This window comes from Streptomyces sp. NPDC027185 (genome assembly GCF_055567035.1).
Genome location: NZ_JBVHRF010000005.1, coordinates 393,798 through 404,380 on the forward strand (window position 1 = coordinate 393,798; position 10,583 = coordinate 404,380).

9 protein-coding genes are annotated in these 10,583 nt (G+C 73.5%); 4 read left to right on the forward strand and 5 right to left on the reverse strand.

All coding sequences use genetic code 11. The features are described from left to right. Window positions 1–247 precede the first annotated feature (247 nt). From serS to ACZ4M8_RS19075, 4 genes are all read left to right on the forward strand, one after another. Window positions 248–1,537: a serine--tRNA ligase gene (gene serS, locus ACZ4M8_RS19060; protein ID WP_467608775.1), complete on the forward strand. Its 1,290-nt coding sequence runs from the start codon at window positions 248–250 to the stop codon at window positions 1,535–1,537. Beyond that, the gene (locus ACZ4M8_RS19065; RefSeq protein ID WP_467608776.1) at window positions 1,534–2,361 is read left to right on the forward strand and encodes an HAD family hydrolase; all 828 of its coding nucleotides are present in this window, start codon (window positions 1,534–1,536) and stop codon (window positions 2,359–2,361) included. Before serS ends, ACZ4M8_RS19065 begins: the two co-directional genes overlap by 4 nt. A gap of 197 nt (window positions 2,362–2,558) precedes the next feature. After that, entirely contained in the window at window positions 2,559–3,269 is a 711-nt protein-coding gene (locus tag ACZ4M8_RS19070) for a FadR/GntR family transcriptional regulator (RefSeq protein WP_467608777.1), read from the forward strand. A gap of 446 nt (window positions 3,270–3,715) precedes the next feature. Then, a complete protein-coding gene (locus ACZ4M8_RS19075) occupies window positions 3,716–5,014 on the forward strand; it encodes a CynX/NimT family MFS transporter (protein WP_467608780.1) in 1,299 nt (432 codons plus the stop codon). A 162-nt stretch (window positions 5,015–5,176) separates the two neighbouring features. Here the strand turns inward: ACZ4M8_RS19075 and ACZ4M8_RS19080 are convergent, their stop codons facing one another. The 5 genes from ACZ4M8_RS19080 to ACZ4M8_RS19100 form a co-directional block, all read right to left on the reverse strand. After that, a complete protein-coding gene (locus ACZ4M8_RS19080) occupies window positions 5,177–5,890 on the reverse strand; it encodes an adenosylcobinamide amidohydrolase (RefSeq protein WP_467609160.1) in 714 nt (237 codons plus the stop codon). Window positions 5,891–6,254: 364 nt separating this feature from the next. Further along, entirely contained in the window at window positions 6,255–7,022 is a 768-nt protein-coding gene (locus tag ACZ4M8_RS19085; protein WP_467608782.1) for an ABC transporter permease, read from the reverse strand. A gap of 166 nt (window positions 7,023–7,188) precedes the next feature. Continuing rightward, window positions 7,189–8,100, reverse strand: coding sequence for an ABC transporter ATP-binding protein (locus tag ACZ4M8_RS19090; protein WP_467608785.1), 912 nt, complete (start codon window positions 8,098–8,100; stop codon window positions 7,189–7,191). A gap of 79 nt (window positions 8,101–8,179) precedes the next feature. After that, on the reverse strand, window positions 8,180–9,136 hold the full coding sequence (locus tag ACZ4M8_RS19095) for an ABC transporter permease subunit (RefSeq protein ID WP_467608787.1): 957 nt from the start codon (window positions 9,134–9,136) through the stop codon (window positions 8,180–8,182). Then, window positions 9,126–10,250, reverse strand: a complete 1,125-nt coding sequence (locus tag ACZ4M8_RS19100; protein WP_467608790.1) for an ABC transporter ATP-binding protein — start codon at window positions 10,248–10,250, stop codon at window positions 9,126–9,128. The genes ACZ4M8_RS19095 and ACZ4M8_RS19100 overlap by 11 nt, the downstream gene beginning before the upstream one ends. Window positions 10,251–10,583: the final 333 nt, after the last annotated feature.

Below are 10,583 nucleotides of genomic sequence, written 5' to 3' on the forward strand. Positions count from 1 at the left end.
CCACCGCGGACCCTCTCTCCACAGCCCGGAAAACCGCCACGCCGCGACATAAAACGACGCCCGGCACCCACCACGGGAATGCCGCCGAATTCTTCCCGCCATTCCCCCCTCACCACCCCACCCGGACCACCCGACCGACCCCCGCACCGGCCCGCACCCTCGCAGAATAATTACCCCAAAACAGACATTGCGCCATGCGCGGGAATATCGCGTCGAGCCCTGCCACCCCTCCCGGTAGCCTGGGAGGGTGATTGACCTTCGCCTGCTCCGTGAGGACCCCGACCGTGTGCGCGCCTCCCAGCGCGCCCGTGGAGAGGACGTCGCGCTCGTCGACGCCCTGCTCTCCGCCGACGAGCGGCGCAGGTCGTCCGGCGTCCGCTTCGACGAACTGCGCGCCGAGCAGAAGGCGCTCGGCAAGCTGATCCCCAAGGCCACCGGCGACGAGAGGGCCGTTCTGCTGAAGAAGGCCGGCGAGCTCTCCGCCGCCGTCAAGGCCGCCGACGCCGCCCAGGACGAGGCCAGGGAAGAGGCCCAGGCGCTCCTCCAGAAGCTCGGCAACCTCGTCCACCCCGACGTCCCCGTCGGCGGCGAGGAGGACTTCACCGTCCTGGAGACCCACGGCAGCATCCGCGACTTCGCCGCCGAGGGCTTCGAGCCCAAGGACCACCTGGAGATCGGCGAACTCCTCGGCGCCATCGACGTCGAACGCGGCGCCAAGGTCTCCGGCTCGCGCTTCTACTACCTCACCGGCATCGGCGCCCTGCTGGAGCTGGCCCTGGTCAACGCCGCCATCGCCCAGGCCACCGCCGCCGGCTTCACCCCGATGCTCACCCCGGCGCTGGTCCGCCCCCGCGCCATGGAGGGCACCGGCTTCCTCGGCCAGGCCGCCGAGAACGTCTACCACCTGGAGCGCGACGACTACTACCTGGTCGGCACCTCCGAGGTCCCGCTCGCCGCGTACCACATGGACGAGATCGTCGAGGCGGACAAGCTGCCGCTGCGGTACGCGGGCTTCTCGCCCTGCTTCCGCCGCGAGGCCGGTACGTACGGCAAGGACACCCGCGGCATCTTCCGGGTGCACCAGTTCGACAAGGTCGAGATGTTCTCGTACGTCGCGCCGGACGACGCGGAGAACGAGCACCGCCGCCTCCTCGACTGGGAGAAGCAGTGGCTGACCGGTCTGGAGCTGCCGTTCCAGGTCATCGACGTCGCCACCGGTGACCTCGGCGCCTCCGCCTCGCGCAAGTTCGACTGCGAGGCGTGGATCCCCACCCAGGGCAAGTACCGCGAGCTGACCTCCGCCTCGAACTGCAACGAGTTCCAGGCCCGCCGGCTCTCCGTCCGGATGCGGGAGACCGTCGACGGCAAGCAGAAGGTGCAGCCGCTCGCGACCCTCAACGGCACGCTCTGCGCCGTCCCCCGCACCATCGTGGCGATCTTCGAGAACCATCAGCAGGCCGACGGTTCCGTGCGGGTCCCGGCGATGCTCCGCCCGTACCTCGGCGGCCGGGAGATCCTGGAGCCCGTCGCCAAGTGACCGCCGACGGATCCGCCTCCGACCTGCCCTACCGGCTCATCGCGACGGACCTCGACGGGACGCTGCTGCGGGAGGACGGCACGATCTCCGCCCGTACCCGCGCGGCCCTCGCCACGGCCACCGCGGCCGGTGCCGCCCACATCGTGGTGACCGGCCGCGCGGTGCCCTGGACCCGGCCCATATTGGAGGGGCTCGGCTACCGCGGCATCGCGGTCTGCGGGCAGGGCTCGCAGGTCTACCACGCGGGCGAACGCCGTCTGCTGACCTCGGTGACCCTCGACCGCCAGCTCGCCGTTCTGGCCCTCGCCAAGATCGAGGTGGAGACCGGCCCGCTGCGGCTGGCCGTCAGCCGCGACGGCGTCGAGGGCGAGGTCCTGACCGGGCCGGGCTACCGCCACAAGGAGGGCCCGCTCCCGGTCATCCCCGTCGACGACCACGCCGAGCTGTGGACCGCCCCGGTCAACAAGGTCTACCTCCAGCACCCGACACTGAGCGACGACGCGCTGGCGGAGGCCGCGCGCGGGGCCGCCGGTGACCTCGTGGGCGTGACGGTCTCCGGACCCGACCTCGTCGAACTGCTCCCCCTGGGCCTGTCCAAGGTCACCGGCCTCTCCCTGGCGGCCCGCCGCCTCGGCGCCAAGGCCCACTCCACCATCGCCTTCGGTGACATGCCCAACGACCTCACCATGTTCGCCTGGGCCGCTCACGGCGTCGCCATGGGCAACGCCCACCCCGAGCTGAAGGCCGTCGCCGACGAGATCACCGCGTCGAACGAGGACGACGGCATCGCGGTGGTCCTGGAGCGGTTGTACGGGAGCCTCTGAGGCGCGCCCGTCCCCGCCGAGGCGGGGACGGGGCCTTGCTCCGCCGGACGGCCCGGCGGCGTCTTCCCCCACCGGCACCCGCTCGGTCCGTACCGCCCCCACCGGCTACCGATCGGACTTTCCAGCGATCCGTGTACCCTGAATGCATGAGTTGTAGGATGACTGGGCAACCGGGCATGGCGAGGGTGTGAGGACGGATGGCGTTGCAGGCGGCGGGGCGGCGGTCCCTGGTGGACACGGTCGTCGAGGCGTTGCGGGCGCAGCTCGTCGCCGGTGAGTGGAAGGTCGGGGAGCGGATCCCCACCGAGCACGCGCTCGCCGAGCAGCTCGAAGTGGGCCGTAACACCGTACGGGAGGCGGTACGGGTCCTGGTGCACGCCGGGATGCTGCGGTCGCGGCAGGGCGAGGGCACGTTCGTGGTGTCCGCCGCCGACCCGGGCGCGATCATGCGCGGGGTGCAGCGGGCCGGGATCCGCGACGTGCTGGAGGTGCGGATCGCGCTGGAGGCGGAGGCCGCGCGGCTGGCGGCGGTCCGCCATGAACCCGCCGACCTGGAGCGGATGCGGGCGGCGCTCGACGCGCAGGCACGTCTGGAGGACGACGAGGGTCAGCCCGCGCACGGCAATCTGGAGCTGTACGCGGATCATGACGTCGCGTTCCACCGGGCCGTGGTCGAGGCGGCGCACAACACCGCGCTGACGGCGACGTACGGCTGGTTCAGCAGTTCCGTACGGGAAGCGCTGGTCACGGCGTTGGACGACCAGGCGATCCCGAAGATCGTGCACGGTGATCACCACGCGGTCATGGAGGCCATCGCCGCCGGCGATCCGGAGGCCGCCGAGCGGGCGACCCGGGCGCTGCTGGACAAGCCGAGGGACGCCCTGGAGACGCTGCTCGCGGAGCGGTGAGGCGGCCGGGCGACCGGTGGCGCCGGGTGCGGGATGCGTACGGGCACCGGGTTTCGGGGGGCAGCGGCCCGGTGGCCGGGCGGGGAGCGGCTTCGGGCCCGTAGCCCGTAGGGGTCCGGGCCCGGGGGCGGGCCCGGAGCGGTGAGAGCTGTCGGTCGGCCGTCGTCGCCGGTCGGCCGTCGTCGCCGGTCGGCCGGTCGCCGGTGTCAGTCGGTCCTCGGTGTCAGTCGGTCGTCGGTCGTCGCCGGTCAGGTCGCCGGTGGACGGGTGCCGGGTTCCGGGGCCGGCGGGCGGAGGTCCGTCGGTGGGGCCCGCCGGGTGGATTTTCCGGTTCCGTGTCTCCCCCGTTTCCGTCCCTTTTCGCTCCTCCGCCCCCTCGCCCTCTCTTTCCCCGGCCCTTTCTCTTCCCCTTTTTCCCCGAGTTCCGATTGGTGAGGTGTGTGCGTATGTCCGGGATCAGATCCGAGGCCCCGCTGCCGGAGGCCCCTTTGATCGATGCCGAGGAGGATCTGGCGGCGGCGCCGCAGGTCGTCGTGGCGCGGCGGCGGTTGCGGGCGCATCCGGCGCTGCTGCTGGCCGGGATCGTGCTGGCGTCGTTGAACATGCGGGCGGCGCTGGCGGGCGTGTCACCGCTGCTCGGCGAGATCGGAGGGCACTTCGGGCTGGCGGCGACGGCGAGCAGCCTGGTGACGGCGATTCCGCTGGTGTTCATGGGGCTCGGGTCGATCGTCGCGCCGAAGCTGGCCCGGCGGTGGGGTACGGAGACGGTGCTGTGCGGGGCGCTGGTGCTGCTGTGCGGCGGGATCGTGCTGCGGGTGGCGCCGCCGGTGGTGGCGCTGTTCGCCGGGTGCGCGGTGGTGGGCACGGCGATAGCCCTGCTCAACGTGTTGATGCCCGGTCTGATCAAGCGGGACTTCCCGGACAGGGCCGCCGGGATGACGGGGCTCTACACGACCGCGATGGTGCTGGGCGCGACGGTGTCGGCGGCGACCGCGGTGCCGTTGGAGGAGGCGCTCGGCAGCTGGCAGGGGTCGCTGGTGTCGTGGTCGCTGCTGGCGGGCGCGGCGGCGCTGGTCTGGGTGCCGCAGGCGGTGATGTCCCGTAGGGGTACGCATCACGGGGAGGCGGCGGCACGCCCGGCGCACACGTCCGAGGACGGACCGCGGCTGAGCCGGTCTGGGCTGGCGTGGCAGGTGACGCTGTTCATGGGGTCGCAGTCGCTGATCGCGTACGTGACGATCGCGTGGATGCCGACGGTCTTCACGGACCACGGGATGGGGAAGGGCGAGGCGGGCCTCGTCTTCGCGTTCAGCACATTGGTGCAGATGGCGGGTTCGTTCGTGGTGCCGATGCTGGCGGGACGGATGCGGCGGCAGCGGGCGCTGGGCGTGATGGTGTCGGCGCTGATGGCGTGCGGTGTCGTGGGACTGCTGGTGGCGCCGGTCGCCGGAGCGTGGCTGTGGGCGGTGCTGCTGGGGCTCGGTCAGGGCGGTGCGCTGGGGCTGGCGCTGACGATGATGGTGCTGCGGTCCGGCGACGCGCACACGGCGGCGCGACTGTCGGGGATGGCGCAGACCGGCGGGTATCTGCTGGCGGCGGTCGGCCCGTTGGCGCTCGGTGCGGTGCACCAGGTGACCGGCGGGTGGAGCGTGCCGCTGGCGCTGATGCTGGTGGTGTGCGCGGGGCTGGCGCTGCTGGGCATGGGCGCGGGCCGCGACCGGCGGATCGGGGCCCCGGCGGCCTGACCGGCGGAGGCCGTACGGAAGCGGGGCGGTGGCCGAGCGGGCGCCGCCCCGCTTCGCGTCCGGGGTCCTGCCTGGGAGGCGTGTCCCGTACGGGGCACGGACGTCATCCCTACGGGGCGTGGGCCGGACCCGTGGGGAGGTGCGGGCCCCGGCCCGTACGGGTCAGGGTGCCGGGGCCGGGCTGCGGAGGTGGGCGTCGCGGGCCACGGCCTCGTGGGTGGCGCGGTGGACGGCGCGGGCGAGGCGGGCGCCCCAGAGGGAGCGGGGGCCGCCGAAGTGTTCGGTGGGGGTGGCGTTCCCGGGGGTGCGGGCGGCGACGCAGACGGCGTCGGTGGGGGTGCCGGAGGCGTCGTAGCCGTTGTCGCGGAGGGCCTGGACCTTGGCCTCGGTGGCGGTGGTGACGGCGTTGACGAGGGCCGCGTCGGTGAGGGGCACGGGGAGCGCGACGAGGATGTTGATCGTGCCGGGGCCGGGGTGGGGCGCGGCGCGCTGAGCCGGGACGGCGGCCCAGCCGGAGACGCCGACGCCTGCGGTGACCAGGGCTTCCGCGCCGTCTTCCGCGGTGTGGGTGGCGGTGGCGAGGACATCTGCGGCGGTCATCAGGCCCACGCCGGGCGGGGGTTGGGGCGCCGGGCGTGGGGACGGTCCGGTGAGGGCGGGGGCGGCGATGCCGGCGAGGTGGCGGTGCGGGTCGTGGCGGGTGTAGCCGTGCGGGACCTGGGCGTTGAGGAACCAGTGGCGTTCGCCGATGCCGCCGCCGAGGACGGCGCTGGAGATCATCCGCCAGCCCGGTCCGGCCCGCCAGAGGAGCGCCGGGAGTACGTCGGGGGCGCCGGGGCCGGCGGCGCAGGGGTGGTACAGGGTCTCGGTGGCGATCAGCAAGGTGGCGTCCGGCGCCGTGGGAGGCGCGGGTGGCGTCGGGGGTCTCACCCGGTCACCTTACGGAGCGCCCGTGCGGGAGTCGCCGACGCGTCTGCCCCATTGCGCCTTCGGCCAGGGGCGCCCGGCCGCTCCCTCGATGCGCGGGCCCGACCCCGTGGAGCGCCGTCCCGGAGCCTCCGTTCGTGCGGCTTCGAACCCGTGAGGGACGTCCCGTATGTGCGGGCCCGGGACCCGTGAGGGACCGCCCCGGCACCTCCCGTACGCGCGCGGGCCCGGGGCCCGTAAGGCGGTCGGCGCCCCGGCCCCGTACGGGTGCCCGGACCGTGCCGCCGACCGGGGCTTCGGCGGCGGGTGGGGGTCATTCGTCTCCGGTGAGGGTGAGGGAGCGGAGGCGGTGGGTGGCGTACCAGGTGGCGGCGGTGGTGACGGCGACGAGGAGGATCACGGCGGTGGGGAGGGCGACGTCGGAGGTGACAGCCGCGTCGGGGGCGAGACGGCTGCCGAGGGCGAGGGCCCACTGCTGGATGCTGAGGGTGCGGGCGCCGGGGACGAGGTTGCCGAAGAAGGTTTCCCAGACGAGGGCGTAGACCAGGCCGATGACGACGGCGTGGCGGGTGATCGTGCCCAGGAGCAGGAAGAGGGCCGCGTAGGCGAGGGAGGCGATGGCCGCGGCGGCGGCGAAGGCGACGGCGAGGTCCTGGCTGTTGCCGTTGAGGATGAAGCCCGCGAGGAGGACGGGGAGGGCGGAGAAGACCAGGGTGACACCGGTGGCGACGGTGAGTTTGGTGAGGACGATGGTGCTGCGGCGGACGGGTTTGGCCAGGAGGTAGATGACGGAACCGTCGTCGATCTCCGGGCCGATGGCGCCGGTTCCGGCGATGACGCCGAGCAGGGGGACGAGGGTGGCGAGGGCGAAACCGCCGAGGATCTCCTTGGTCGTGGTGTCGTCGGCGCCGCTGAGGGTGCGGACGGCGACGGCGATGACGAGGAGGAGGGCGGGCAGGGCGAAGAGGATCAGGGCGCGGCGACTGCCGAGGAGGGCGCGGTAGGTCAGCCGGGCGACGGTCGGGTGGAAGAGCGCGGGGGGCGGGGCCGCCGCGGTGGTGGGTGGGCTGGTGGTGGACATCTGCGGGTTCCTTCCGGGCGGGGCGGCGTCGGGCGGACGGTGGGTACGGCTCGTGCGCCGGGCGGGCGCGGCCGTGGGGCGGAGCGGGCCGTAGCGGCGGCCGGGATTCCGGTCGGCGTACGGGGTCCGTACGCCGTACGGGTCGGGCCGATGGTGGCCGGGGCGGTCAGGCGGCGACGAGGTAGGAGAAGACCGATTCCAGGGATTCGTCGGAGGGGGAGACGGCCAGGAGGCGGATGCCCTGGTCGCGGGCGACGCGGGGCAGCAGGGCGGTGAAGCGGGCGAAGTCGACGGCCTGGATGTGGAGGGCGCCCTCGGTGAGGTCGACCTCGATGCCCGCGGTGGAGGGGTCGGCGATGAGGGCGGCGGCGAGGGCCCGGTCGTTGTCGGAGCGGACCAGGTAGCGGTGCGGGCGGTCCGTCATCAGGCGGCGGATCTTGCGGAAGTCGCCGGAGGCGGCGTGGCGTCCGGCGACGACGACCTCGATATGGGTGGCGAGCTGTTCGACCTCTTCGAGGATGTGCGAGGAGAACAGGACGGTGCGGCCCTCGTCGCCCATCCGGCGCAGCAGCTCCATGAGGTGCATGCGCTGACGGGGGTCCATACCGTTGAACGGCTCGTCGAGCAGCAGGACCGACGGGTCGTGGACGAGCGCGGAGGCCATTTTGACGCGCTGCCGCATGCCCTTGCTGTACGTCGAGATCTTGCGGTCCTGGGCGTGGGTCATGTCGACGGTGGCGAGGGCGGCGGCCGCCTGCGCGCGGCCGAGGCCGTGGAGTTCGGCGTTGGCGAGGACGAACTCGCGGCCGGTGAGGACGTCGTACATCGCCTCGCGTTCGGGGACGATGCCGAGGTGACGGTAGCTGCGGGCGTTGCGCCAGACGGGGTCACCGTCGAGGGTGACGGTGCCGTGGGAGGGGGCGAGGAAGCCGCCCATCATGTTGATGAGGGTGGACTTCCCGGCGCCGTTGGGGCCGAGGAGACCGGTGACGCCGGGGGCGATGGTCATCGTGATGTCGTTGACGGCGACGACGTTGCCGAACCAGCGGGAGACGTGGTCGATACGGAGGGTGCTCACGGGCGCGGCTCCTCGTCGGTGGGATGGCTGACGGGCCCGGGGCGGTGCGGCCGGGCGGGTGCGGGTGCGGGGTGGCGGGTCACAGGCCGGCCTTGCGGTAGCGGCGCATGAGCAGGGCGAACGACGCCGCGATGGTGACCAGAGTGACGGCGAGGGCGAGGACGCCCGTGGCGGTCGTGGGCGCCAGGCCCTCGGGGAAGGAGCTGCGGCCGCCGAGGAGGGTGGACTGGACGGCGTCGATCAGGGTCGTCGGGGAGAAGAGGCTGAGCCAGCCGACGGCGGCTTCGTGGCCCTGGACATAGGCGATGCCCTGAAGTGCGCTGACGGCTCCGTAGGGGAGGGTCAGCGCGGCGATGACGGCGGCGACGCCGAAGCCGCGGCGCGGGGTGAGCGCGGAGATGACGAGGCCGATACCGGCGAAGAGGAGGGAGAGCAGGGCGACGGCGATCAGGCCCTGGCCGAAGCCCTTGGTCTGGTCGGCGAGGTCCAGCTCCGCGAGGAGGGCGCCGATGTAGAGGATCAGCAGCGGGGTGGCGGTGAGGAGGAAGAGAGCCGCGGCGAGGGCGGCGAACTTCGCGGTGACGTAGTCGACGCGCTCGATGGGCCGCGAGAAATAGAGCGGTACGGCCTTGAAGCGCAGGTCACGGGAGACGGACTGGGGCGCCTGGGCCGCGAGGAAGAGACCGATGACGGCCTGGAGGTAGATCGCGTAGCGGCTGTAGTCGAGCGGCAGGCTGTGGGCCTTGGTGACAACGGTGACCGCGACCATGATCCCGGCGGGGAGGCACATGACGCCGAGGAGAAGCATCGGCAGCACCTTCGACCTGGCGGAGCGGCCGAGTCCGTAGGCGCCGCGCAGGCTCTGGACGAAGAGGGAGCGGCGGGCGTACGAACGGCCGAGGCGGGGGCCGTCGTAGTGGCGGTAGCCGATGTTGTGGATGACGTCGGGGGCGTGCGGCGCGGGGACGGCGCCGGGGCCGGGGCGGTGGTCGCCGGGTGCGGCGACGGGTGCCGGTGAGGTGTGGTCAGCGGGCATCGGTGGCGCCTCCCTTCGGGGTGGGCGTGGGGCCGGGGGTGGCGGAACGGGGTGCGGGAGCGGTCGCGGTCGCCGCTCCGGGGCCGGTCGGGGCGTCGGCGCCGGCGGGGGTTCCGGTGCCGGTCGTGGCCTCGGGGCCGGGGGTCGCGGTGCCGGTCGCGGGGGCGCTGAAGACCTCCGCGATGTGGTGGCGGCGGGGCTCCATGCGGACGAGGCCGAGGCCGAGGGCGGCGACGGTGTCGCGGACGAGGTCGTGCGGGTCGCCGCCGCCGGGCGCGTCGGCCGCCTCGATGTGGAGGAGGTGCCCGGCGGTGGTGGCCGGGGCGGCGCCGGGGACGTCACGGCTGACGGTGGCACCGGCGGCGACGAGGGCCGAGTGGAGGGCGGCGGTGCCGTCGGGGTGCGCGTCGGTGTCGGTGACCTCGACGACGAGGGAAGCGGTGGTCCGGGTGAACTCGCGGGTGGCGGACGAGCGCAGCAGCGTCCCGCCATCGATGACGACGACGTGGTCACAGGTGCGTTCCAGCTCGCCGAGGAGGTGGGAGGTGACCAGGACGGAGATGCCGAAGTCGGTGTGGATGCGGCGGATCAGGGCGAGCATGTCGTCCCGGCCGACGGGGTCGAGGCCGTTGGTCGGCTCGTCGAGGAAGACCAGCTCCGGGTCGTGGACCAGGGCCTGGGCGAGTTTGACCCGCTGTTTCATGCCCGTCGAGTAGCCGCCGATGGGGCGGTAGCGTTCCTCGTAGAGGCCGACGTGGCGGAGGGTGTCGGCGGTGCGTTCGCGGGCCGCGGTGGACGGCAGACCGGACATCCGGGCCATGTGGACGACGAACTCGGTGGCCGAGACGTCGGGCGGCAGGCAGTCGTGTTCGGGCATGTAGCCGACGCGTTCGCGGATGGCGGCGCCCTGGGTGGTGACGTCCATGCCGAGGACGCGCGCGGTGCCCTCGGTGGCCGACGCCAGGCCGAGGAGGATCTTGATCAGGGTGGATTTTCCGGCTCCGTTGGCGCCCACCAGGCCGGTCACACCGGGCGCGATGTCCACGGTCAGCCGGTCCAGGGCGGTCACCCGCGGGAACCGCTTGCTGAGGCTTTCGGTCACGATGACGGTCACGTCTCGACGGTAGTGGCGCCGCTCACCCCGCTCGTCCGCCGGGGCGACGGTACGGGCCTACCTCTCAGGGACGACGCCCCGTAGGGGATCCCCTCCTTCCGGGCCATGCGGAGTTGACGGACGGCGTTGACGAAGGGGGAGGGCGGGGCGGAGCAGTCCGCGGGACGAGGTTCGGAGGGAGGTGCGGCGGCCGGGCACGGGCTCGGGCCCAGGCCGGGCGCGGCGGTCGGCCGGGCTCGGGCGCGGCGGTCGGCCGGGCTCGGGCGCGGCGGTCGGCCGGGCTCGGGCGCGGCGGTCGGCCGGGCTCGGGCGCGGCGGTCGGCCGGGCTCGGG